Source organism: Arthrobacter sp. A2-55, assembly GCF_025548615.1.
GTDB classification, from domain to species: domain Bacteria; phylum Actinomycetota; class Actinomycetes; order Actinomycetales; family Micrococcaceae; genus Specibacter; species Specibacter silviterrae.
Window position 1 is genome coordinate 1 of the sequence record NZ_JAJLOZ010000011.1, and the last position, 23,331, is coordinate 23,331.

Sequence of the window (23,331 nt, forward strand, 5' to 3'; positions counted from 1 at the left end):
TCCGGGCACTTTTCCCAATCCCTCCCTCACCTGCGCTGAGCGTGAAATCCCTTGCAGGCAAAACCGGCGCAGGGTTGGGTGGACAGCATGGCAAACATCCTGATCCTCGGCGGCACGGCATGGCTGGGCAGCACCATCGCCCGGCTGGCCGTGGACGCCGGCCACCACGTCACCTGCCTGGCCCGCGGGGAAGCCGGCGCTTTCCCGGAAGGGGCCGCCGCCGTCGTGGTTGACAGGGACAAGCCTGATGCCTACCGGCACGTGGCCGCGCAGAAGTGGGACCTGGCGGTGGAACTGACCCGGGTTCCCGCCCATGCCCGGGGCGCCCTTGAAGCGCTTTCACCCCGCACCCGCAACTGGGTTTTCGTGTCGTCCTGCTCGGTGTATGCGGACCAGTCCGCCCCTGGGCAGCGGGAGGACGCCCCCTTGCTCGCCCCGCTCCAGCCCGGAGAGGCGTACGCCCCCGAACTGTACGGCGAGGCCAAGTCGGGGTGCGAGCAATTGACCACGGCAAATCGCGGCGGCAACGCGCTGCTGGTCCGGCCCGGGCTGGTCGGCGGTCCGGGGGACCCCACCGCGCGCAGCAGCTACTGGCCGCTGCGTGTGGCGGACCGCCGTGAGCCGGTCCTGGCGCCGTACCAGGACGGCGGCGGGTACCGGCAGCACGTCCAGCTCGTCGACGTCCGGGACCTGGCGGCCTTCCTGCTTCATGCCGGGCTGGCCGGGCGGACGGGCCCGGTCAACGCAGTGGGGGCTTCGGTGCCGCTGACCGATGCGCTCATCGCGGCGCGCGAGGCGGCCAACACCAACCCGCAGATCGTTCCGTACCGGCTCTCCGCCATGGCGGACGACGGCGTCTCCCCCTGGAGCGGGCCGCGGTCCCTTCCGCTGGTGCTCCCCTCGGTTGACGACTACGCGGGATTCGCCCGGCGATCGGACGCCCGGGCGCTGGACATGGGGCTGGTGCGCAGGCCCCTCGTGGAGATGTTCCGGGACATCATTTCAGCGGAGGAGCCGTGGGCCGGGCGCCAGCTTTCCTCGGGGCTGAGCGGGGAGGGCGAAGCGGAGCTCATTGCGCGCCGCAGGCCTGCCCCCGGGAGCTGAGGCGTTGCATGAATCGATTGAAGGCCCTTGACAACTCCTGCCCGCCCCGTGCAACACTGGAAAAGTTCTTATCCCCTCCGTGAGGAAACTCCCTTGAAGATCATGGTCGCCTTCGCCTAATCCGCGCCGCAGCGACGCACGCCCCTGCCACAGGAAAGCGTGCGGCTTCCGGCGCATCCATGCCCAGGGAGAACCATGCAGAACACCCACCCCATTACGCTGTCCCACGCCACTTTTTCCTGGCCCGACGGCACCCCGGTCTTCACCGACCTCACCACCACTTTCACGGAAGGCCGCACCGGCCTGGTCGGCCCCAACGGGACAGGCAAAACCGCCCTCCTGCGCCTGATCGCCAGGGAACTGGCGGCCGACGGCGGCACGGTGGAAACGTCGTCGGCCGTCAGTTACCTGCCCCAAAAGCTGACGCTGCGCACGGACCAGCCCGTGGCCGAGCTGCTGGGCCTGGCCGACAAGCGCCGCGCCCTGGCCGCTGTGCTGGCCGGACGGGTGGAGGGCATGGCCTGGAACCTGGAGGTGGTGGGGGACGACTGGGACATTGAGGAACGCGCCGTTGCGCTGCTGGCCGGCTACGGCCTCCCTGCGTCGGGCCCGGAATTCCTGGACCACACCGTGGGCACGCTGTCCGGCGGCGAGGCCATGATCGCCGCGCTCGCAGGGCTTGAGCTTGCCGCCCGGCCCATCACCCTCCTGGACGAACCAACAAACAACCTGGACCGTGCCGCCCGCCACCGGCTCTACCAGGCGGTGGAAAATTGGCGCGGTACCCTGCTCGTGGCCACGCATGACAGGGAACTGCTGCAGCGCGTGGACGCCATCGCCGAGCTCCGGCCCGTCCGCAGCCGCGCGTGGTCGGGGGAGCGGGTGCAGCTCATCAGGCACGGCGGCAACTGGGACGCGTACGCGGCGCAGCGCGGGGCGGAGCAGGAAACCGCCGAGCGCATGGTCCGAGACGCCGGCGCCCGGTTCGCACTGGAAAAGCGCCAGCGCATTGAGGCCGAGACCAAGATTGCCCGCAGCGCCCGGCAGGGCCGAAAGGCGGCCGAGTCCATGCCCAAAATCCTTGCCAACGAGCTGCGCAAGCGTGCCCAGGAGTCGGCCGGCAAGCTGCGCGGCACCATGGGCAGCCGCGAATCCGACGCCGCAGCGGCGCTCGCTGCCGCCCGCGACGCCCTCCAGCCCGATTCCCGCATCAGGATCGGGCTGCCGGGAACCGCGGTGCCTGTGGGCCGGACGGTGCTGGACGCGCCCGCCGCCGCGGTTGCCCTCGGCGAGATGTACGACGGCGGCACGCCCCTTGCGCCCCAGGCCCGCCTCACGCTTCGGGGGCCGGAGAGGGTGGCGCTGACGGGGCCCAACGGTGTGGGCAAGACGACGCTGCTGGACGCCCTCCGCCCCCATGCCTCCGTGCCGGTGGGGTATTTGCGCCAGCGCATTGGTGTGGAGGATGACAGGTGGGAGGGGCTCGACGACTCGCTTTCAGTCATTGAAAATGTGCGGGCCGCGGCCCCGGGCGCCGCGCTGGGGGTGGTTCGCGAGCAGCTGGCGCGCTTTCACTTCCGCGGCACGCTGGTGGACCAGGCCGTGGGGGAGCTGTCCGGGGGCGAACGCTTCCGAGTGGCCCTGGCCAGGATCCTGCTGGCGCAGCCGGTCCCGCAATTGTTGTTTCTGGACGAGCCCACGAACAACCTGGACCTGGCCTCCATCGAGCAACTGGTCTCCGCACTGGCCGACTTCCAGGGTGCACTGGTTGTTTCCAGCCATGACAGCGCCTTCCTCAGGGAATTGAAGCCGGACCGGGAGTGGGAGCTGCAGCGGCCAACCCCTCTATAGGCTGGGGTGTGTGATCGAACGAACAGGAACCACCCGCCGATTCCAGCTGACCCTGCGCAAACCCTGGCACGGGCTGGGGCCCAAGCCGACCGTCGTCGTCAATGGCGTGGGGCAGCCCGCCCAGTGGGGCACCCGGAACTGGAAAGTACCCGGGGACGGTGCCGCCGTCGTCACAATCTTCCTGTTCAACAGGCTCTGGAAGTTTGGCGAGGTGGAATTCGTGGCGGAGCCCGGAGCGTCGGCGCCGCTGGTGTATTCGGCACCCTGGCTGCCGTTCGGCCCCGGGAAGATCCGGTCGGCCCCGGGTTCCGACTGATTCGAAAACGCCCTCACCAGGCGGAAGCGAGCAGCCCACCCAGCAGTTCGCCGTCGTCGACCTCCAGCCCGCGGGAGGTGAACCAGGCGCACATGTTGCGGCAGTCCCGGGCCAGCAGCTCAGCGCCCTGCAGGTTGCCGGCCAGGTCCACCAGCTGCGGCAGGTCGATGACCACCAGGCGGTCGCCTGCGGCCAGCAGGTTGTAGGGGGACAGGTCGCCGTGGGCAAAGCCCATCCGGGCAAATGCCGTCATGGCGACCACCAACTGCTCCCAGTAGGACTGCAAACGTTCCGGACCGGGATTGACAGACTGCAGGCGCGGTGCTCCCACCACCGGATTTTCCGGGTCCTCGATGAACTCCATCATGATCTCCGTGCCGCAAATCTGGACCGGATATGGCACAGCTATGCCAGCTTCGAAGGCCATGCGAAGGTAGCTCCACTCGGCGTCGGCCCAGCGGCCCGCCTCCACCTCACGGCCATAGCTGCTGCCGGTTTTGAGGGCCCGGGCGTCCCGTGAGCGCCGCACGGACCTGCCCTCGGTGTAGGCATCGGCGCGGCGAAATAGCCTTTGCTCGGCGGAGCGGTAGCGTTTGGCCGCCAAAAGCACGCCCCGGGAATCCGCGGCGCGTTCGACAAGAAAGACGTCCGCCTCCTTGCCCGTTTTCAGGACGCCCAGCTCGGTGTCGACGGCGGCGGCATCCTCGATGAGCCAGTCCGGGTAGGGCTGCGGGCCCCGCATAAGTTTTTCCAAACCGGGCCAGGTGGACCAGCGCTGGTTGTCGGCGAGGGAATCGTCCAGGACGTTCCAGTTTGAGGCGCGGAGCATGGCTTCGCGGGAACGCCGACGGGTGGTGTTTGAGGTTTTTTCGAAGTGCTGTTGGTCAGCAGAATACTTCATGGGTGAATCGACTCCTGTGGAAGGACAAGCGAATGTTTTGGGCGCGGAAGGCTGCGCGAGCAATCATTGGGTCCTCCTTGGAGTCGATTCGAATATTCCACGGCCATCTGACCACGGCACAGCCGGTCCTGTCAACGACTTCCTGACACGGCCCGGAACCGCCCCCACACCACAAAGCCATACAAGGCCAGCACGGCCTGGGCCATGAAGAGAAAAACCAGCACGGAGCCCTGCGTAGCTGCTGCAACTCCCAGCAGTGAGACGAGGGACGACACCGCGACCAGCAACCACGCCCAGCGCGAGCGCCGCGCCAGCCCCGCGAGGCCGCCCACAAGGAGCCCGATGCAGAACCCGGAGAGCAGGAGCTGCGCCAAGGGGAGGCCGGCCAGGCTGCGGGACGCCGCCAGAACCCGCTCCAGCACCACCAGCGGAAGGACGTAGCAGACGGCGTACAGCAGCGCGACAAGTGCGGGCGCCACCAGATCACGGGGGCGGAAAGTCCGCAACGCGATTCTGCGGACCAGGGGCCCATTGGCGGGTGCCCGCCAGAACCGGGACAGCCCGTAAATGCTGGCGCCAACGCCCACCAGCGATGTCAGGGACACCGATACGCCATAGGCGAGCAGCTCCGGGGCAGAGCCAAAGAGGGCATAGGGCAGCGTGAGCATTGCCCCCGGAATTTCCAGCGCAAATGATCCCATGGCGAGCCACCAACCCACCTCGTTGCGCCGCGCCAAAAATGCCACTGACGCGCACATAATGAGTACCCCGAGGATTTTCAGCACCAAGGAAAATGCCTGCAGCGGGTTGAAAATGGGGCCGAACAGGATATCCATCACCCCACTCTATGTGGGCTCCGGCGACTTCCGGCGAGGTCCCCACGGTGATCCCTGCCGCAATATGGCCCGCAGCGGTGCGCACCGTGCTTGGATGGAATCAGACGCTCGAAAGGCGGTTCACAGCCATGGCCCGTGGAATATATGTCAGTGCCACCACACCCGGATCCGGCAAGACACTTGTGTCGCTGGGCCTGGCCGATGCCCTGCACCGGCATGCGGACAGGATCGGCTTCTTCCGCCCCATCACCTCGGCCCCCGACGCCGAAGCGGACCCCACGGTGGCGCTGCTGCGCCGCATGTACAAGCTCGACGCCGGCGTGTGCCGCAGCGCCATGACCGGCGCAGAGGCCCGGGCGCTGTTGGCGGCCGGCCGCCGCGAGGAAATTGACGCCCGCTGCGTGGAAATTTACAGCCAGATCGCCAAGAACGCCGACGTGGTCATCGTTGAGGGCACGGACCTCACCGGCCAGGACGCCGCCGTCGAATTTGACCTCAACGCCCGCCTGGCAAACAACCTGGGCCTGCCTGTCCTGGCCGTGATTGGTGCCCGCGGGCTGACGGCGGAGGAGACTGCCGACGCCGTGGATGTGGCCCGCAAGGAACTGGTCGCCGAAAACTGTTCGCTGCTGGCCATGATGGTCAACCGGGCTGAACCGGACAAAGTGGAGGCCATCAAGGCCGCCGTGCGCCCCGGGGCCAGCCACCGCCCCGTTTACGTCATTCCCGAGATCGAGGAGATTTCCCGTCCCACCGTGGCGGAGGTGGCCGCCAACCTGGGCCTGCGCCAGATTGCCGGGAGTTCCGAGCTGGAGCGGGACGTGCACGCCATCAAGGTGGCCGCCATGACAGTGGGGAATTTCCTGAACCTGCTGGAGCCCAACGACCTGGTGATTGTCCCGGGGGACCGGGCTGACGTCATGGTGGCGTCCCTGGCCTCCGCCTTCTCCCCTGAATTTCCTGTCCCAAGCGGCATGATCCTCACCGGCGGGCTTCCCCCGGACCCGCACGTGCTGCCTTTCCTGGCCCATGCCCCGTTCCCTGTTTTCGCGCACGACGACGACACGTACAGCACCGCCCGCACCGTCAGCGGGGTGCGCAGCGAGATCCACTCCGGCCAGCGCCGCAAGGTTGCCGCCGCCATGGGCGCCTGGGCCCGCAACGTGGACGAGGCCGAACTTTTGGAGCGTGTCTCCCTGCCGCGGCCGGCCACCATGACACCCCTGCGGTTCCTGCACGAGCTCATTGAGCGGGCCCGCAGCGAACGCAAGCACATTGTGCTGCCTGAAGGCGGTGATGTCCGCGTGCTCAGGGCAGGGGAGATCCTGTTCCGCCGCGATGTCTGCGAGCTGACGCTGCTGGGCAAGAGGTCAGCCATCGAGGAGCTCGCCGCGGCCCACGGCGTGGAATTGGGCGGCATTGCCGTGGTGGACCCGGAAACGTCACCGCTGCGCGAGGAGTTTGCCGTGGAGTACCAGCGCCTGCGGGCGCACAAGGGCGTGGACCTGGCCCGTGCCCGGGAAGTCATGGCGGACGGCTCCTACTTTGGCACCATGATGGTCCAGCGGGGCGAAGTGGACGGCATGGTCTCCGGCGCCGCCCACACCACGGCCAACACCATCCGGCCGGCGCTGGAATTTGTGAAGACCCGCCCCGGCGTCAGCATTGTCTCCTCCGTGTTCCTGATGCTGCTGGCGGACCGGGTGCTGGTCTACGGCGACTGCGCGGTGAACCCCGAACCCAATGAGGAACAGCTGGCGGACATTGCCATTGCCTCGGCGGCAACTGCCGCACAGTTTGGGGTGGAGCCGCGCATCGCCATGCTCTCGTACTCCACGGGGGGCTCCGGTGCCGGATCGGCCGTCGAGCAGGTGCGCCGCGCCACCGAGCTGGTGCGCAGCGCCCGTCCCGACCTGGCCGTGGAGGGCCCCATCCAGTACGACGCCGCCGTGGACGCCTCGATTGCCGCCTCCAAGATGCCGGCGTCGGAGGTGGCCGGGCAGGCAACCGTGTTCATTTTCCCGGACCTGAACACGGGCAACAACACGTACAAGGCAGTGCAACAGTCCTCCGGCGCCGTTGCCGTGGGGCCCGTGCTGCAGGGGCTGAACAAGCCCATCAACGACCTCTCCCGCGGCTGCACCGTGGAGGACATTGTGAACACGGTGGCCATCACCGCCATCCAGGCCCAGGTTTCGGCAAGCCCAACCACCGAACGCACCGAAACCACCGAACGCAAGGAACCCTAATGCGCGTGCTCGTCATCAATTCCGGCTCGTCCTCCCTCAAGTACCAGGTGCGTGACACCACCACCGATGAGATCCAGGCGAGCGGGCTGATCGAGCGCATCGGCGAGGGTGGCGGCGGCCCCGCCAACCACGGCGTGGCCATGGACCAGGTGGCGGCGGGGCTGGAAGGAATCCTGGCGCAGAAGCCGCTGGACGCCGTCGGCCATCGGGTGGTGCACGGCGGGGAGCGATTCAGCGAGCCTGTGCTCATCAACAATGAAATCACCCGGTCCATTGAGCGGCTGAACCCGCTGGCGCCACTGCACAACCCGGCCAACGTGCTGGGCATCCGCGCCATCACGGCGAAGTGGCCGGCGCTGCCCCAGGTGGCCGTCTTTGACACCGCGTTTCACCGGACCCTGCCCGAGTACGCGTGGCGCTACGCCGTGCCGGACTCGCTCTACCGGCAGTACGGGATCCGGCGGTACGGCTTCCATGGAACCTCGCACGAATTTGTCATGGGCCGGGCCGCGGAGCTGCTGGGCATTCCGGTCCCGGACTTCAATGCTGTGGTGGCCCACCTGGGCAACGGGGTCTCGCTGACCGCCGTCCGGGGCGGGGCCAGCGTGGACACCTCAATGGGATTCACGCCCCTCGAAGGGCTGGTGATGGGCACGCGCAGCGGCGACCTGGACCCGTCCATCCTGATTTTCCTGCAGCGCCAGGGCCTGTCTGCCGATGAGATTGACACCCTGCTCAACCGCGATTCCGGGCTCAAGGCGCTGGCCGGCAACAACGACATGCGGGCCATCGTGGAGGCTGCCGAGGCCGGGGATGCGCACGCCCGGCTGGCCCTGGACATCACCTCCTACCGGCTGGCGAAGTACATTGGCGGCTACCATGTTGCCGTGGGCGGCGCGCAGGCGCTGGTGTTTACGGCCGGGATTGGCGAGAACTCGGCGGCGTTCCGTGCCCTGGTGGTGGACCGGCTGGGCGCCTTGGGCCTGAAGCTCGACGCCGTTGCCAACCTTGAGCGGTCCGGCTCGCCGCGGGTGGTCAGCACCCCCGAATCGGCTTTCCCCGTCCTGGTGGTCCCCACGGATGAGGAGCGCGCCATCGCGGAGGCGACGGCCGCCGTCGTGCTCGGAACGGAGCAGCGGTAGGCTCTTTGCATGGTTGAAATTCCGTACCCGCTCACCACCGAACGCCTGGTCCTGCGCCAATTCACGCCGGCCGACCTGGAGCCCTACTACGCCTACCAGCGCCTGCCCGAGACCGCCCGCTACCTCCTGGGCGGGCCGCGCAGCTATGTGCAGTGCATGGCGCGCATTGCCAAGTACATCGAGGACCCGTTTGCCGGTCCGGGGGACTGGGCCACCTTTGCCGTGGAACGCGCGGGGCAGCCGGGCCTGTTGGGGGAGCTGGCGCTGAAATGGAACTCCGGCGGCAAGCCGGACAACGGCGTGGGGCCGGAACTGTTGGGGGAAATCGGCTGGACGCTGGCACCCGAGGCGAGGGGGCAGGGCTACGCCACGGAGGGTGCCCGGGCCGTGCTGGACCTGGCCATGGACACGCTGGGATTCCACCGCGTCGAGGCCCGCCTGGACGCCCGCAATTCCGCATCCGCTGCCATTTGCGAGCGGCTCGGCATGCGCCGGGAGGGCGTGCTGCGCGACAACATGTACCTCAAGGGCGAATGGACGTCCGAGGCCATTTACTCCGTGGTGCGGTCGTAGGGCGGGTTACCGCAGCTCCGTGGCCCCGATCGCGTCGGCCAGGAATGCGTAGTCCCAGGCGCGCGTCTTCCAGCCCTCGTACCGGCCGGACGCGCCGCCGTGGCCGCCGTCCATCTCGATCTTGAGCACAATGGGCTCGGTCCCCGTGGAAGTGGAACGCAGTTCCTGGACCCACTTGGCCGGCTCCACGTACAGCACCCGGGTGTCGTTGAAGCTCGTCACGGCGGCAATCTTCGGGTAGGCCACTGGGCGCACGTTCTCATATGGGGTGTACCCCTTCATGTACTTGTACACCTCCGGGTCCGTGATGGGGTTGCCCCATTCCTCCCATTCCAGGGCGGACAGCGGCAGCTCCGGGTCCAGGATGGTGGTCAGGGCGTCCACGAACGGCACCTGCGCCACGATGGCCGCGTACTTCTCCGGGGCCAGGTTCGCCACGGCGCCCATCAGCAGCCCGCCGGCCGAGCCGCCCATGGCACCGATCCGTGCCGGGTCCACCCAGCCGGATCCCGCCAGCCAGTCCGTGGCCGCCACGAAGTCGGTGAAGGTGTTCTTCTTGTTCAGCTTCTTGCCGTCCTCGTACCAGTGCCTGCCCATCTCGCCGCCGCCGCGCACGTGCGCAATGACAAAGACCACGCCGCGGTCCAGAAGGGACAGCCGGGGCACGCCAAAGCCGGGGTCCATGCTGACTTCGTAGGAACCGTAGCCGTACACCACGCCGGCGTTTGACCCGTCCCGGGCCAGGTCTGCGCGCCGCAGCACGGACAGCGGCACCCGCGTGCCGTCGCCGGCCACGGCCCACTCGCGCGTGGCCACATAATTTTCGGGCCGGTAACCGCCCAGCACGGGGGTTTCCTTGCGCAGCAGCAGTTCGCCGCCCGCCGTGCCCACCGGCAACACATAGTCGTAAACGCGCGGCGGCGTGAAATCGGAGGTGTAGACCAGCCGGATCACGGGGGACTCAAACTCGCTCCCGCCCATCGAGGCCGTATACAGTTCCTCCTCAAAGACAGGCTCGACGCCGGCCGCCTGGGCCGCGGTTCCCAGTCCGTCCAGGCGGGTCACCTGGACGCGCTCAATGGTGTCCTGGCGCAGCGACACCACCATGTGGGTGGCTGTGACGGTGGCGCCGTTGATGCGCACGGTCTCGTCATGGGCAATGACGGTGGTCCAGTCCTGATCCGCCAGGGGCTTGGCGAACTCCGCGGCGTCCACCAGGGAAATCATGGAATTGGCGGCGTCGCGGTCATGGGTCAGCAGGACCTTTTCGACACCCTCCCACAGGAACGGTTCGGCGTCGTACAGGACGTGCTCGCTGCGCGGGATGAGCGTCTGCAGGCCCTTTTCGGGGGCGGCGAAGTCCAGCAGGCGGGTTTCGCTGAACTCGGAGCAGCCGATGCTCACGGCCAGGTGGCGGCGGTCGGCGGAGAGGCCGAACCCCGTCCACATGGCGACGTCGTCCTCCTGGTACAGGACCTTGTCTTCGGAGACCGGCGTGCCCAGGACGTGGGTTTTCACCTGGTAGGGGCGCCAGGAGTCGTCGGCCACCATGTAGAAGAGCGTGGTGCCGTCGGGGGAGAAGGCCAGGCCGTAAAACGCCTTGTCGATGGTGTCCGGCAGCAGCTCGCCGGTGCGCAGGTCCTTGATCCGGACGGTGAACAGCTCGTCGCCGGCGTTGTCCACGGCAAAAGCGTACAAATTTCCGTCACGGGTCACGGCGGCACCGCCCAGCGAGAAGAACGGCTGCCCCTCGGCCTCGGCGTTGCCGTCGAGCAGGATGGCCTCGCCCGGGACGTCCACGCCGGGCTCCACCACGGGCGGCGTCCAGTCCTCGACGGCACTGCCGTCGCCGCTGGCCTTCACCCGGCACTGGATCGAGTAGGCGCTGCCCTCCACCATGCGGGCGTAGTACCACCAGCCGTCCTTGCGGCTCGGCACGGACAGGTCCGTTTCCTGGGTGCGGTTCTTGATCTCGTTGAAGATGTCCGTGCGCAGCTGTTCCTGGCCGGCCGTGACGGCGTCGGTGAATGCCTGCTCCGCGTTGAGGTGCGCCACCACTTCCGGGTTGTCCTTCTCGCGCAGCCACTCGTAATTGTCCGTGAAGGTGTCGCCGTGGTGGGTGCGCTCCACCGGCACCCTTTTGGCGACGGGAGCTGCGGCAGCTTCGGTTGCGGACGGGGTGGCTGCGGCATCGGGAAGGGTCATGGATCCACTGTATAGACCACTGCCCGGCGCGGCACGGGTGTATGCCCACAGCGGAGCGCGGGTTGACCGTGCGCCCCATCACATGGAATATTTATAGAACGAACGGTCGGTAATTTGGCGGCCGGGTCCCTGGCGGAAGCAATTGCCACGCCGCAGAGCACGTTCGAAGGGTACTTTCATGGCCACAGCATCACCACAGGCATTTTTGGTGGACGGCGTCCGGACGCCCGTGGGCCGCTACGGTGGCGCCCTCGCCGCCGTCCGGCCCGACGACCTCGCCGCCCTGACCATCAAGGAACTCATCACCCGGACCGGAATCGACCCGGCCGACGTCGACGAGGTCATTTTCGGCAACGCCAACGGCGCCGGCGAGGAAAACCGCAACGTGGCCCGCATGGCCTGGCTGCTGGCCGGCTTTCCCGACACCGTCCCAGGCATCACCGTCAACCGGCTGTGCGCCTCCGGCATGAGCGCCATCACGATGGCCAGCCACATGGTCAAGGCAGGGGCGGCGGACATTGTGGTGGCCGGCGGCGTCGAATCGATGTCCCGGGCGCCCTGGGTCATGGCCAAGCCGGAGAAGGCGTTCGCCAAGCCCGGCGCCACCTTTGACACCTCCATCGGCTGGCGCTTCAGCAACCCCAACTTCCTTTCCGGGGAGCTGTCCCGCGACGGCAAGATGACGTTCTCCATGTCGGAAACAGCCGAGGAAGTGGCCCGCGTGTACGGGACCTCCCGCGAGGACTGCGACGCCTTTGCTGTCCGCTCCCACGAGCTGGCACTGGCGGCCATTGCGGCCGGCCGGTTCCGGGACGAAATTGTGCCCGTGACGGTCCGCGGCCGCAAGGGCGACACCGTGGTCGACACCGACGAGGGCCCGCGCCCCGGCACCACCGCCGACGTGCTGGCCGGGCTGCGCCCCGTGGTCAAGGGAGGTACCGTGGTCACGGCGGGCAATGCCTCCAGCCTCAACGACGGCGCCTCCGCCATCATCGTCGCCTCCGAAGCTGCCATCCAAAAGTACGGCCTCACCCCGCGCGCCCGCATCATCGACGGCGCCTCAGCCGGCCTGGCCCCGGAAATCATGGGCATGGGGCCCGTCGCGGCAACCCGCAAGGTCCTCGAGCGGCAGGGCACGGGAATCAGCCAGCTGGCCGCCGTCGAACTCAACGAGGCGTTCGCCTCCCAGTCGCTGGCCTGCATGCGCGAGCTGGGGCTGGACACCGGCACCGTCAACAACGACGGCGGCGCCATCGCCCTCGGCCACCCGCTGGGCTCCTCCGGCTCCCGCATTGTCATCACCCTGTTGGGACGGCTGGAACGCGAAGCCCCCGGCGGACTGGGCCTGGCCACCATGTGCGTGGGCGTGGGCCAGGGTGCCGCGCTGCTGGTGGAAGGCCTGTCATGACGCACGACGCCGAGCCCCTCCTCGATCCCGCCGCGTTTGCCACGCTTTTGGTCACCGAGGCGGAAGACCGCGTGGCTGTCCAGCTCAACCGGCCAGCGGTGCGAAACGCCATTGACGCGCAGATGGTGGCCGAGCTGCACGCTGTCTGCACCCACCTGGAGGCCCATCCCAAAGTGCTGGTCCTGTCCGGGATACCGGGCGACGAGGCCGCCGGGACCAAGGGGATCTTCGCCTCCGGGGCGGACATTGCCGAACTGCGCGAACGCCGCCGCGACGACGCCCTGGCTGGCATCAACTCCGGCCTGTTCGACCGAATCGCCAAGCTCCCCATGCCCGTCATCGCGGCCCTGGACGGGTATGCACTGGGCGGCGGCGCCGAGCTGGCCTACGCCGCCGACTTCCGCATCGGCACCCGCGCGCTGCGCATGGGCCAACCCGAAACATCGCTGGGCATCATGGCGGCGGCCGGTGCCACGTGGCGGCTGAAGGAACTGGTGGGCGAGCCCGTGGCCAAGCAGATGCTGCTGGCCGGGCGCATCCTCACCGGGGAGGGCTGCCTGGCCGTGGGGCTGGTCACCGAACTCGTGGAATCCGCCGAACTGCTGCCGGCCGCCCACGCACTGGCGGACCGGATCGGGCTGCAGGACCCTTTGGCCGTGCAGGCCACCAAACGCGTGTTCCACGCCCCGCGCGAAGCCCATCCCGACATAGACAACCGCGAGCAGGCGGAACTCTTTGAGTCGCCCGCCAAATTCGCCCGTATGCAGGCATTTTTGGACAAGAGGAAGAAATGACCCCCACCCCCGACGCTCCCTCACCTTCCGGCGTGTTTTCCCCAACCCTCCCTCACTTTGTGGGGGTCCTGGGCGGCGGGCGCATGGGCGCCGGCATTGCCCACGCCTTCCTGATGGCCGGCTGCGAAGTGCTGGTGGTGGAGCGCGACGGCGACGCTGCCGCAGGCGCCCGTACCCGCGTGGAAGCCTCCGTGGCAAAATCCGTGGAGCGCGGCCTGGTCGGCAGCGCGGAGGCGTTCCTGGACCGGCTTTCAGTGTCCACCGACTATGCCGACTTTGCCGCCTGCGCGCTGGTTGTGGAGGCCGTCCCGGAAATCTGGGAGCTGAAGGTGGCCTCCCTGCAAAACGTGGAAAAGCACCTGGCGCCCACGGCGTTCCTGGCGTCCAACACCTCATCGCTTTCCATGAGCGGGCTAGGCGCCGAGCTGGAACGGCCCGGAAACTTCATCGGCCTGCACTTCTTCAACCCGGTCCCGGCTTCCACGCTGATCGAGGTTGTCATTGCCAAGCAGACCAGCCCCGCCCTGGTGACCACGGCGAAAGGCTGGGTGGAAGCGCTCGGCAAGACCGCCGTCGTGGTTAACGACGCACCGGGGTTCGCCTCGTCCCGCCTGGGCGTGATGCTGGCGCTGGAGGCCATCCGCATGGTGGAGGAGGGCGTGGCGAGTGCCGAGGACATCGACAACGCCATGGTGCTTGGCTACAAACACGCCACTGGCCCGTTGCGCACCACCGATGTTGTGGGCCTGGACGTGCGGCTGGAAATTGCCGAATACCTGGCGGAAACGCTGGGGGAGCGCTTTGCACCGCCGCAGCTGCTCCGGGACAAGGTGGCCCGCGGCGAGCTGGGCCGCAAAACCGGCAAGGGATTTTTCAACTGGGCATAGGCCCCGCGGATTCGAGGGAAACGGATGGACATGAAGACAGCTATTGAAACGGTTCCGAGCTACATCCAGGATGCCTGGTGGACTCCGGACGACGGCGCCGGGGGCACCGATGCGCGCGACGCCAGCACGGGGGAGGTCCTCGCCCGGGTTTCGGCCGAAGGGCTGGACCTGGCCGCCGCCGTCGAACACGGCAGGACCGTGGGGCAGGCCTCGCTGGGCGGGCTGACCATCCACGAGCGGGCCCTGAAGCTGCGCGAGCTGGCGCAGTTCCTCAACGGCCGCCGCGAGGACCTTTACGCAATTTCCGCCCGGACCGGCGCCACGAAGATCGACTCCATGGTGGACATCGACGGCGGCATTGGCGTGCTGTTCACGTTCTCCTCCAAGGGCCGGCGTGAACTGCCGAACGCCAACGTCATTGTGGACGGGCCGGTGGAGGTGCTCAGCAAGGACGGCTCCTTCATCGGCGAGCACATCTACACCCGCATCCCCGGGGTGGCCGTGCAGATCAACGCCTTCAACTTCCCTGTCTGGGGCATGCTGGAAAAGTTCGCCCCCGCCTTCATTGCCGGCGTGCCCACCATCGTCAAGCCGGCCACCCCCAGCGGCTACCTGGCGGAGGCGGCGGTGCGCGCCATCGTTGAATCCGGGATCCTGCCCGCCGGCTCCCTGCAGCTGATTTCCGGCTCCGCCCGGGACCTGCTGGACCGTCTGGACTACCGGGACATGGTCTCCTTCACCGGCTCCGCCAGCACCGCCAACCTGCTGAAGAACCACCCCAATGTGGCCCATGGCGGCGTCCGCTTCACCTCCGAGACCGATTCGCTCAACGCCGCCATCCTGGGCCCCGACGCCGTCCCCGGCACGCCGGAATTCGATGCCTTCGTCAAGTCCGTGGTCACCGAAATGACGGTCAAGGCCGGGCAGAAGTGCACGTCCATCCGGCGCACCATCGTCCCCAATGAGCTGCGCCAGGCGGTCATTGACGCGATTGGCTCGCGGATCACCGAGCGTGTGGTGGTGGGCGATCCCCGCGCCGCCGGCGTGACCATGGGGGCCCTCGCCTCGCTGGAGCAGCTGGCGGACGTCCGCTCCGCCGTCGAGACCATGCTCGCGGCCGGCGGCGAACTCGCCTTCGGCACCCTGGACGCACCCCGGGTGACCCTCGCGGACGGGTCCGTGGCCGCTGTCGCTGACGGTGCATTCATGTCCCCCGTGGTCCTGGGCTGGGCCGACCCCGAGTCCCCGGCCGTCCACACCCTGGAGGCCTTTGGCCCAGTCACCAGCGTGCTGGGCTATGACACGCACGACGGCGGCGCAGAGCAGGGTGTCGACGTCACCGAGGCCGTCCGGCTCGCTGCAATGGGGGCCGGGTCCCTCGTTGCCACCGTGTGCACCAACGATCCTGAGGTCGCCCGGCAATTGGTCACAGGCATTGCAGCCCACCACGGCCGCGTACTGGTCCTTAACCGCGAGGACGCCCGCACGTCAACCGGCCACGGCTCGCCCGTGCCCCACCTGGTGCACGGCGGGCCGGGGCGTGCCGGCGGCGGCGAGGAACTGGGCGGCATCCGCTCCGTCAAGCACCACATGCAGCGCACCGCCATCCAGGGCTCGCCCAACATGCTCACGGCCGTGACAGGTGTGTGGCACACGGGAGCTGACCGGGTGGCTGCCGGCGATCCGGAGTTCGGTGCCGTGGCCGGTGCCGTCCATCCGTTCCGCAAATCCCTGGCCGAGCTGCACATTGGCGACGCATTCGCCTCCGGGCTGCGGCAGGTCACGCTGGAGGACATCACGGCGTTCGCCGACACCACGGGCGACACCTTTTACGCCCACACGGATGCGGTTGCCGCAGAAAAGAATCCGTTTTTCCCGGGCATCGTGGCCCACGGCTACCTGCTGGTGTCCTGGGCGGCCGGGCTGTTCGTGGAACCCGCGCCGGGCCCCGTGCTGGCCAACTACGGGCTGGAAAACCTGCGCTTCATCACACCCGTGGCGGCCGGCGACTCGATCCGCGTGACCCTGACGGCCAAGAAAATCACCCCCCGCGTCACCGACGAATATGGCGAGGTCTGCTGGGACGCGATCCTGCACAATCAAAACGGCGAGATCGTGGCCACTTACGACGTGCTGACGCTCGTGGAGAAAGAGGACACGCTGTACAAGTAGGCAAGACCCTGTGGCGGCCCGGCATTTTTCCGGTGACTATCCGACGCGTCGGCCGCGGGCGGCCTTTGGCGTCTCCTTTACGTCACCTACAAAAAATGCCGGCTCCGCCACTGTCGGGATTACACGCGTCTGTCTATAGCTCCGTGACGTCCACGAGGTGGTCATAGAAGCAGACGTAGCCGGCGATTTCCGCGGCGGGTGGCAACGGCTTCTGGTAGCTCCAGGCCACATCCTCCCCGGACCCGCCCGCCAGCCGCCAGTAGCTGGCCACCCCCTTGTAGGGACACAGCGTTACGGAATCGGTGGGGATCAGCTGGTCCCAGTTCACGTCCGACGGCGGCACATAAATCCGCTCCGCCATGCCTGTCTCAAACACGAGGGCCGGTGTGGTGGATTCAGCCAGCGCCACGCCGCCGCTGCTGACCCTCACGTGCCGGGTGCTGTGCCGGATGTCGATGCGGTGGAAGGGGTCGCGCGGGTGGGCCTGCACGGAGTCGTCCTCCTCCAGCCAGCTGAATGCAGTGGGGTCAAATGCCACGTAGCCGGCGAGGTCCGGGTCGTCCAGCTCAAATGCGCCTCCCGCCGCGGTCTGTCCGCCGGACGAGACGTCCAGTGCCGTTCCCGGGGCGCTGTGCTGGCCAAAGGGAATGCCGGGGTGCAGTACAGGGGGCAGATCCGGTGACGGCGGCGTGGGCGGGGCAGGGCTCAGGACACCCACGACGTCGTTCGCCGGCACCGCGTAGCACGGCACCACCCGCCGTGGTTCCCAAAGCACCACGGCGCTGCGGGTGTCCAGCACGGGGACCCCGCCCAGCAGTGCGCGGATGTGTTTGGCGGTGGGTTCGTAGCGAAGCTCCGGCAGGAGTGCCCAGAGTGAGGCTGATATCTTGGTGGCCATGCCTCCAGCGTGCGCCGTGCCGGGCTGGCCGTCAATCCAGTTGCCGCGGGTACCGTCCCCGGCGCCCCCCGACCGGCGTCCACCGCCCGGGGCCTGAGTCACGACATGCCGCGGTGGTATGTGTTGCGTCGCTCCGTTCGCGTGATGTCGTCACAGTAGGGCGGGGTGAACCAGGCGGTGCCACCGACGAGCCTGACGGTCCAGCCACGCTCGTGGAGATAGTGGTGGTGAAGGCTGCAGCAGAGGACGCCATTGTCCACGCTTGTCGCCCCACCGTCCTTCCAGGGGCGGATGTGATGGGCTTCCGCCCACTGCGGCGGCGCCATGCAGTCCGGATAGGCGCAGCCCATGTCCCGGGCGGCCAGGATCTTTCGTTGTGCGAAGGTGAACAGCCGCTGCGTGCGGCCAACATCCAAAATGCCGCCGTTGCTGTCGCGCAAAAGTTGGGTGACGTCGGCATCGCATAAGTCTTCCTCGAACAGGGCCAGGGGGACCCTGCCGCTGTACGGCACAAGGACCGTGCCGGCAGCAGCCTGTTGGTCGAGGTCTTCCTGGCTTGTGGAGAGGTAGAGCTGGGACTTCAGCCCACCGTTCAGGGGCAGCTTGTCAGTGCGGGCGGCCAAGCGGACGCAATTGATCAGCCCGTCGAGAAGTCTTTGGCCCCGGGTGCGCCTGTCCTGGACGGCCGGGTCGGTGCTTTTGGGGTCGATGGGGTTGAGCCCCTCCAGCTCCGCGTCGGAGCCGGGCTCGGGCACCAACACGCCGTCAACCAGGCGCGGCCACGGCTCTGCGCCGTCACCTTCAGGCTGCGGTGGCCAGTCCGGTGCGGGCCCCAAGGTCCAGGGGACTTCGGCGGCCTGGGATGGCCTGGCCCAGCCGTTGCCAGGGCCGCAGTCGAGGAGGTCCGGGATCCAGAACCACTTGTCGCCGAAAAAGCGGGGCGGGATGGCATGCGGTGGGGCTCCCGGAGGCGGGGCCGGAAGGTCTTGGGCTACCAGTGGCTGAGGCCAACCGGGCGATGCCCATGGGCTGATGGCGACAGAAGGCGGCTTAATCCAGGTGCTGCCGTCGTCCCCTGTGGACGGCGTCCACAAGGGCTGCCTCGGATCCAGGAGGACTGGTGGGGATTGCTGTGCTTGAGGTTCCTGCGGTACTGATGGAGATTGCTGTGGTGGCGGGGATTGCTGTTCTTGAGGTGCCTGCTGTGTCCGCGGGGATTGCGTGGTCTGCCCGGCACGGCCCACGTTCAGCAGTTCTGTCAAGAACTCCAGCTGGTCCGGACCGGGCCCGGCCGGATTGGCTTGCTGTTCCAAGCCCGCCTCATCGTCATTCGCCCGTTTGTCATTCGCCCGTTTGTCATCCGCCTGTTCGGCATCTGCCCCTCGACATCTTTCACCCTGGGACTCGTGGCCCAACCGATGCCAGCCATGAGGTGCTCATACTGGCGGATGGTTAAATGCCCGTCGATGCGGACCATTCCGCGCCATTGACGGCGGAAGAAGATGCCCTGCTTGGCCAAGAGCTCCGACTCGGACGGCTTTTGCCCGTCCGGGTCAAGGAGTGCCATGGCATGCGCGCCCAGGCGGCGGAGGAATTCAGGCGGCTCAACATCCGCATGCCCGGTGAGATTTTGTTCCAGTTCGCGCACCTTGTTTTCGGGAACGGTCCCCTCAGCGGCAAGGCGTGACGCCGCATCAACAAAACCGGAAATCATGACGGCCTGTTCAGCTGAAACCCGCCCGGAGAACAAGGCCGAGCCCAGCACCGGCTGAGTGGCCTCCGCCGTGACCTTCGTGAGGGCGTCGGTGGTGGGCAGGAAACGACTGGCCAGCCGGAGGCGGCGGGCAGATTCGGCGCGGCTGAGCCTGAGGGAATCGCTCAGGAATTCGCCGGGGGTCCGGGATCCGGATTCTTCGTAACGGCCGTCATCCATGCGGTTCGACAACTCCCCGGCGGCCTGGACCAGGAGGCCTTGCAGGTGCCGGTTGAGCTGCTCCAGCTGTTGGGCCCAGGCGACGGCCTCGGCATCCGTGAGGGTCCCAAGCTCAAGCCCCAAGGGCGAGGAAATGAGGGGTGGGGAAACAGGCGGCGAAGCAACAAGCGGTGAAGACGGTGCCTGTGCTGCTGAGGCGGCCCGCACTAGGGCGTTGGCAAGGCCCAAAAGCTGGTGAATGTGTTCACCAGCCGCGCTCCCATGCTGTGCGGAACCGGGCTCTCCCGGCGTCCTTGCCGTTGCTTCCATGCCTCCACACTACGCGGAAGCACTGACACTGTTCGAGAGAAATTCGAATATGTGGAAAACTCCACAACCTGCTCCACCTGTGGAGGGATGATCCCCGAAAAATCGCCGGTTCGCCGCCGCAGACGGCTACTTGTGCAGCCCTTGGAAGGACATGGTGATGACGTCGTCGGCCAGCTTTTCAGCCGAGAGCGGGCCCCCGGGCTTGTACCACTCCACGATGGAGTTGATGGTGCCAAACAGCAGCCGTGTGATGGTGCCGGGGGCGATGTCGGTGCGCAAGGAGCCTTCCAGCTGGGCAGTGGCGACCAGCCCCGTGATGGTGCGGTCGAAAACGCGGCGCCGGGCCAGGGCGTCGCGTTCCATCTCGGTGTTGCCGCGCAGGCGCAGCAGCAGGGTCACAAAGGGAAGCCGGTCCACCAGCACCCCGATGGTCCCCCGGAGCACAAACTCAAGGCGGGAGTCGGGCGGGCCGGACATGGCGCCGTCGAGCTTCAGGACGCCCTCCAGGCCGCCCATGGCCTCCTCCAAGGCCAGCCGCAGCAGTTCCTCCTTGGACGGGACATGGTGGTAAATGGCGGACTTGGAGATGCCCAGGTGCTCCGCCAGCAAGCCCATCGACGTGGCGTCATAGCCATGTTTGTTGAACACATCCACGGCAATCCGGAGCACTGACTGCTGGTCGTAGCCGGGGCGGCCGCGCTTCGAGGAGGACGTGGCGGTGGCAGGGGCGGAGTTGGGCATGGTTCCTAGTTTCTCACGGGGACTTCGGCTGGGGCTCAATCACCTGCCCTGGGCCCGGCCTTGGGGCGGTTGTCGTAGATCCGGCGGAGCTTGCCGTTGGAGCGTTCCAACGAGCCGGGTTCAACCACGTCGATCACGCAGGAGGACCCCACATGGATCTTGATTTGGGACTTCAGTTCGGCGGCGGCGGCCGCACGGTCCGAGGGGGTGGTGTTTTCACGCGGCTCAATGTGGATCGTCATCTCATCCATCCGGCCTGTGCGGGTCAGTTCCAGCTGAAAATGCGGGCTAAGCGCCGGAATGCGCAGGGCGATTTCCTCGATCTGGGAGGGGAACATGTTCACGCCGCGCAGGATGATCATGTCGTCGCTGCGCCCGGAAATGCGGGACATGCGGCGCATGGAGGGCCGGGCCGTGCCGGGCAGCAGGCTGGAGAGGTCCTTGGTGCGGTAGCGGATGATCGGCAGCGCCTCCTTGGTGAGGGAGGTGAACACGAGCTCGCCCTTGTGACCGTCGGGCAGGACAGTGGTGTGGTCGAAGGGGTCGATGATTTCCGGGCGGAAGTGGTCCTCCCAGATGTGGTTGCCGTCCTTGGTTTCCACCGATTCGCCGGCCACGCCAGGCCCCATGACCTCGGACAGCCCGTAAATGTCGCAGGCGTCCAGGTCCATGCCGACTTCCAGCTCGTGCCGCATTTCCTCGGTCCACGGTTCGGCGCCGCAGACGGCAAATTTCAGCGAAGTGCTGCGCGGGTCGATTCCCCGGTGGGTCATCGCGTCCATGATGGTCAGCAGGTAGGTGGGGGTGCACATGATGGCGTCCGGCTCAAAGTCCAGGATCAGCTGGATCTGCTTTTCCGTCTGCCCGCCGGACATGGGAATCACGGTGGTGCCCAGCGCCTCCGCGCCGTAGTGCGCGCCCAGGCCGCCCGTGAACAGCCCGTAGCCGTAGGCGTTGTGGACCTTCATGCCGGGCCGCACGCCGGAAGCCCGCATGGACCGGGCCACCAGGGACGCCCAAACATTGAGGTCGTTTTGGGTGTACCCCACCACCGTGGGCCGGCCCGTGGTGCCGGAGCTGGCGTGGATGCGCACCACCTCGCTCTGCGGCACGGCGAACATGCCAAACGGGTACTCCAGCCGGAGATCTTCCTTGGTGGTGTACGGAAACTTGGCGAGGTCAGGCAGTTCACGGAGATCGGAGGGGTGGACGCCGGCCTCGTCAAACTTGCGCTTGTACATGGGCACCCGGTCGTAGGCGTAGGCCAGGGTGTGCTGAAGCCGGCTGAGTTGGAGGGACTCCAGCTCCTCGCGGCCCATGAGTTCCGCTGCATCCAGCTGCGAGGGGTCGGTCTTGGTGGTGTCGGTCATCGATGACGGACCTTTCAATTCGTGTGTCTATTGGGAATGGTCCGGCTGCGCCCGCGGAATTCGGCCACCACGGTGGGGGAGCCGCCGTTTTCGGCAGTGACCTGCACGTCATACAGCCCGCTGCGGCCCTGCTGCTGGCGGCGGTTGGCGACGGCGGTGATCCGCTGGCCGGCGCGCGTTGGCGCCAGGAAATTGACGTCGACGCCGGACGCCACCGTCACGTGGCTGCTGTCACCCTGGGCGGAGTTGCAGGCCAGGGCAAAGGCGGAGTCGGCGAAGGCAAAAATCATGCCGCCGTGCGTGATGCCAAAGCCGTTCATCATCTCCGGCCGCAGCGTCATGGCAATGGTGGCGTGGCCGTCGCCGAACCCGAGGACCTCAATGCCCAGCCACTCGGACGCGTAGTCGTTCGACAGGATCGGGTGCTGGGCCCCGGCCTCGCTGGACGCCATGTGTTGCTCCTCACTTTTTCTTACCGAATGTTCATTAGGTAATACCCTCCGCACCCGTTCTGTCAATCCGGGCCCGGTGTGATTGACGAGGCGCCCGTCACACTATATTCTGAACGAACGGTCGGTAAATAATGATGGCACCACACTAGAGGAGTTTCCATGGCACGGATCGTGCAGCCGGCGGGCCAGCCCGCCCCCACCAACGCACCCAATGCACCGGACGCCCCAGCCTCGAATGACGCCGCGGGCCAGGCGAACTTTGACGCCATCATTGCCAAGGACTCCCGGGTGGAGCCCAAGGACTGGATGCCGGAGGCCTACCGCCGCTCACTGGTGCGCCAAATCTCCCAGCACGCCCACTCGGAAATCATCGGCATGCAGCCGGAGGCCAACTGGATCACCCGGGCCCCGAGCCTGAAGCGCAAATCAATCCTCATGGCCAAGGTCCAGGACGAGGCCGGCCACGGGCTGTACCTCTACTCCGCCGCGGAAACGCTCGGCACCACGCGCGATGACATGATGGACGCCCTGGTGGCCGGCAAGGCCCGCTATTCCTCCATCTTCAACTACCCCACCGTGACCTGGGCGGACATGGGCGCCATCGGCTGGATGGTGGACGGCGCCGCAATCTGCAACCAGGTGCCGCTGTGCCGCGCCTCCTACGGCCCGTACGGCCGGGCCATGGTGCGCGTGTGCAAGGAGGAGTCCTTCCACCAGCGCCAGGGCTTCGAGATCCTGCTGGAACTGGCCCACGGCACGCCGGAGCAAAAGGCCATGGCGCAGGATGCCGTGAACCGCTGGTATGCCCCGTCGCTGATGATGTTCGGCCCGCCGGATGACGATTCGCCCAACTCCAGGCAGTCCATGGCCTGGAACATCAAGCGCTTCAGCAATGACGAGCTCCGCTCCCGCTTCGTGGGCATGCTGGCCGAGCAGGTCAAGGTCCTGGGCCTGACCCTGCCGGACAGTGAGATCCGCTTCAACGAGGACACCAAAAAGTGGGAATACGGCCCCCTGGACTGGGAGGAATTCAAGGAGGTGCTGGCCGGCCGGGGCCCGTGCAACGCCCAGCGCCTGGAACGCCGCCGCTCCGCCCATGAGGACGGCGCCTGGGTCCGCGAGGCGGCCGCCGCCTACCACGACAAGCAGCTGGCCAAGCAGGCCGCCGAACAGAAAGCAGCAGCCTGACC

The 23,331-nt window shown here is 67.3% G+C and carries 20 protein-coding genes; 11 read left to right on the forward strand and 9 right to left on the reverse strand.

Annotated elements, in window-relative coordinates:
- Positions 1-87 precede the first annotated feature (87 nt).
- The 3 genes from LPN03_RS04955 (at position 88) to LPN03_RS04965 (ending at position 3,271) form a co-directional block, all read left to right on the forward strand.
- Positions 88-1,104: an NAD-dependent epimerase/dehydratase family protein gene (locus LPN03_RS04955; RefSeq protein ID WP_262453344.1), complete on the forward strand. Its 1,017-nt coding sequence runs from the start codon at positions 88-90 to the stop codon at positions 1,102-1,104.
- A 195-nt stretch (positions 1,105-1,299) separates the two neighbouring features.
- Entirely contained in the window at positions 1,300-2,955 is a 1,656-nt protein-coding gene (locus tag LPN03_RS04960) for an ATP-binding cassette domain-containing protein (protein WP_262453345.1), read from the forward strand.
- Positions 2,956-2,965: 10 nt separating this feature from the next.
- Complete coding sequence (locus tag LPN03_RS04965) at positions 2,966-3,271, forward strand: hypothetical protein (RefSeq protein ID WP_262453346.1); 306 nt, start codon at positions 2,966-2,968, stop codon at positions 3,269-3,271.
- 13 nt (positions 3,272-3,284) lie between these two features.
- Here LPN03_RS04965 and LPN03_RS04970 read toward each other — a convergent pair whose 3' ends face one another.
- Entirely contained in the window at positions 3,285-4,172 is an 888-nt protein-coding gene (locus LPN03_RS04970; protein WP_262453347.1) for a serine protein kinase RIO, read from the reverse strand.
- A gap of 131 nt (positions 4,173-4,303) precedes the next feature.
- The gene (locus tag LPN03_RS04975) at positions 4,304-5,008 is read right to left on the reverse strand and encodes a nicotinamide mononucleotide transporter (RefSeq protein ID WP_262453348.1); all 705 of its coding nucleotides are present in this window, start codon (positions 5,006-5,008) and stop codon (positions 4,304-4,306) included.
- Between the two features lie 128 nt (positions 5,009-5,136).
- Here LPN03_RS04975 and pta point away from each other — a divergent pair, with 128 nt between their 5' ends.
- Genes pta through LPN03_RS04990 form a run of 3 tightly spaced genes read left to right on the forward strand, consistent with a single transcriptional unit; the run spans position 5,137 to position 8,972 of the window.
- Entirely contained in the window at positions 5,137-7,257 is a 2,121-nt protein-coding gene (pta, locus tag LPN03_RS04980; protein ID WP_262453349.1) for a phosphate acetyltransferase, read from the forward strand.
- Positions 7,257-8,399, forward strand: a complete 1,143-nt coding sequence (locus LPN03_RS04985; RefSeq protein ID WP_165182033.1) for an acetate/propionate family kinase — start codon at positions 7,257-7,259, stop codon at positions 8,397-8,399. Before pta ends, LPN03_RS04985 begins: the two co-directional genes overlap by 1 nt.
- Positions 8,400-8,408: 9 nt before the next feature.
- Positions 8,409-8,972, forward strand: coding sequence for a GNAT family N-acetyltransferase (locus LPN03_RS04990; protein WP_262453350.1), 564 nt, complete (start codon positions 8,409-8,411; stop codon positions 8,970-8,972).
- 6 nt (positions 8,973-8,978) lie between these two features.
- Here the strand turns inward: LPN03_RS04990 and LPN03_RS04995 are convergent, their stop codons facing one another.
- Positions 8,979-11,177, reverse strand: coding sequence for a S9 family peptidase (locus LPN03_RS04995; protein ID WP_262453351.1), 2,199 nt, complete (start codon positions 11,175-11,177; stop codon positions 8,979-8,981).
- A gap of 178 nt (positions 11,178-11,355) precedes the next feature.
- Here LPN03_RS04995 and LPN03_RS05000 point away from each other — a divergent pair, with 178 nt between their 5' ends.
- From LPN03_RS05000 to paaZ, 4 genes are read left to right on the forward strand one after another with little or no spacing between them, the layout of a single operon-like run.
- Positions 11,356-12,585: a thiolase family protein gene (locus tag LPN03_RS05000; protein WP_262453352.1), complete on the forward strand. Its 1,230-nt coding sequence runs from the start codon at positions 11,356-11,358 to the stop codon at positions 12,583-12,585.
- Positions 12,582-13,379 (forward strand): enoyl-CoA hydratase/isomerase family protein, encoded by a 798-nt coding sequence (locus tag LPN03_RS05005; RefSeq protein ID WP_262453353.1) that lies wholly within the window; start codon positions 12,582-12,584, stop codon positions 13,377-13,379. Before LPN03_RS05000 ends, LPN03_RS05005 begins: the two co-directional genes overlap by 4 nt.
- Complete coding sequence (locus LPN03_RS05010; protein WP_262453354.1) at positions 13,376-14,266, forward strand: 3-hydroxyacyl-CoA dehydrogenase family protein; 891 nt, start codon at positions 13,376-13,378, stop codon at positions 14,264-14,266. Before LPN03_RS05005 ends, LPN03_RS05010 begins: the two co-directional genes overlap by 4 nt.
- Positions 14,267-14,296: 30 nt before the next feature.
- Complete coding sequence (gene paaZ / locus LPN03_RS05015; RefSeq protein WP_410468561.1) at positions 14,297-16,438, forward strand: phenylacetic acid degradation bifunctional protein PaaZ; 2,142 nt, start codon at positions 14,297-14,299, stop codon at positions 16,436-16,438.
- 133 nt (positions 16,439-16,571) lie between these two features.
- Here paaZ and LPN03_RS05020 read toward each other — a convergent pair whose 3' ends face one another.
- The 6 genes from LPN03_RS05020 to paaI all read right to left on the reverse strand — a co-directional run bounded on the left by LPN03_RS05020 (position 16,572) and on the right by paaI (position 22,141).
- A complete protein-coding gene (locus LPN03_RS05020) occupies positions 16,572-17,336 on the reverse strand; it encodes a DUF427 domain-containing protein (protein ID WP_165182040.1) in 765 nt (254 codons plus the stop codon).
- Positions 17,337-17,434: 98 nt separating this feature from the next.
- Positions 17,435-18,097 (reverse strand): HNH endonuclease signature motif containing protein, encoded by a 663-nt coding sequence (locus LPN03_RS05025; protein ID WP_262453356.1) that lies wholly within the window; start codon positions 18,095-18,097, stop codon positions 17,435-17,437.
- A gap of 497 nt (positions 18,098-18,594) precedes the next feature.
- Complete coding sequence (locus tag LPN03_RS05030) at positions 18,595-19,578, reverse strand: 13E12 repeat family protein (protein ID WP_262453357.1); 984 nt, start codon at positions 19,576-19,578, stop codon at positions 18,595-18,597.
- Between the two features lie 126 nt (positions 19,579-19,704).
- Positions 19,705-20,319, reverse strand: coding sequence for a TetR/AcrR family transcriptional regulator (locus LPN03_RS05035; RefSeq protein ID WP_165182042.1), 615 nt, complete (start codon positions 20,317-20,319; stop codon positions 19,705-19,707).
- Positions 20,320-20,354: 35 nt separating this feature from the next.
- A complete protein-coding gene (gene paaK, locus LPN03_RS05040; RefSeq protein WP_262453358.1) occupies positions 20,355-21,689 on the reverse strand; it encodes a phenylacetate--CoA ligase PaaK in 1,335 nt (444 codons plus the stop codon).
- Between the two features lie 14 nt (positions 21,690-21,703).
- On the reverse strand, positions 21,704-22,141 hold the full coding sequence (gene paaI / locus LPN03_RS05045; protein ID WP_262453359.1) for a hydroxyphenylacetyl-CoA thioesterase PaaI: 438 nt from the start codon (positions 22,139-22,141) through the stop codon (positions 21,704-21,706).
- 159 nt (positions 22,142-22,300) lie between these two features.
- Between paaI and paaA the strand changes: the two genes are divergently transcribed.
- Positions 22,301-23,329, forward strand: coding sequence for a 1,2-phenylacetyl-CoA epoxidase subunit PaaA (gene paaA, locus LPN03_RS05050; protein ID WP_262453360.1), 1,029 nt, complete (start codon positions 22,301-22,303; stop codon positions 23,327-23,329).
- The last annotated feature ends 2 nt before the right edge of the window (positions 23,330-23,331 follow it).

Coding starts and splice junctions, on each gene's coding strand:
- LPN03_RS04955 (WP_262453344.1), top strand. CDS start 88: ATGGCAAACATCCTGATCCTCGGCGGCACGGCATGGCTGGGCAGCACC.
- LPN03_RS04960 (WP_262453345.1), top strand. CDS start 1,300: ATGCAGAACACCCACCCCATTACGCTGTCCCACGCCACTTTTTCCTGG.
- LPN03_RS04970 (WP_262453347.1), bottom strand. CDS start 4,172: ATGAAGTATTCTGCTGACCAACAGCACTTCGAAAAAACCTCAAACACC.
- LPN03_RS04975 (WP_262453348.1), bottom strand. CDS start 5,008: ATGGATATCCTGTTCGGCCCCATTTTCAACCCGCTGCAGGCATTTTCC.
- pta (WP_262453349.1), top strand. CDS start 5,137: ATGGCCCGTGGAATATATGTCAGTGCCACCACACCCGGATCCGGCAAG.
- LPN03_RS04985 (WP_165182033.1), top strand. CDS start 7,257: ATGCGCGTGCTCGTCATCAATTCCGGCTCGTCCTCCCTCAAGTACCAG.
- LPN03_RS04990 (WP_262453350.1), top strand. CDS start 8,409: ATGGTTGAAATTCCGTACCCGCTCACCACCGAACGCCTGGTCCTGCGC.
- LPN03_RS04995 (WP_262453351.1), bottom strand. CDS start 11,177: ATGACCCTTCCCGATGCCGCAGCCACCCCGTCCGCAACCGAAGCTGCC.
- LPN03_RS05000 (WP_262453352.1), top strand. CDS start 11,356: ATGGCCACAGCATCACCACAGGCATTTTTGGTGGACGGCGTCCGGACG.
- LPN03_RS05005 (WP_262453353.1), top strand. CDS start 12,582: ATGACGCACGACGCCGAGCCCCTCCTCGATCCCGCCGCGTTTGCCACG.
- LPN03_RS05010 (WP_262453354.1), top strand. CDS start 13,376: ATGACCCCCACCCCCGACGCTCCCTCACCTTCCGGCGTGTTTTCCCCA.
- paaZ (WP_410468561.1), top strand. CDS start 14,297: ATGAAGACAGCTATTGAAACGGTTCCGAGCTACATCCAGGATGCCTGG.
- LPN03_RS05020 (WP_165182040.1), bottom strand. CDS start 17,336: ATGGCCACCAAGATATCAGCCTCACTCTGGGCACTCCTGCCGGAGCTT.
- LPN03_RS05030 (WP_262453357.1), bottom strand. CDS start 19,578: ATGGAAGCAACGGCAAGGACGCCGGGAGAGCCCGGTTCCGCACAGCAT.
- LPN03_RS05035 (WP_165182042.1), bottom strand. CDS start 20,319: ATGCCCAACTCCGCCCCTGCCACCGCCACGTCCTCCTCGAAGCGCGGC.
- paaK (WP_262453358.1), bottom strand. CDS start 21,689: ATGACCGACACCACCAAGACCGACCCCTCGCAGCTGGATGCAGCGGAA.
- paaI (WP_262453359.1), bottom strand. CDS start 22,141: ATGGCGTCCAGCGAGGCCGGGGCCCAGCACCCGATCCTGTCGAACGAC.
- paaA (WP_262453360.1), top strand. CDS start 22,301: ATGGCACGGATCGTGCAGCCGGCGGGCCAGCCCGCCCCCACCAACGCA.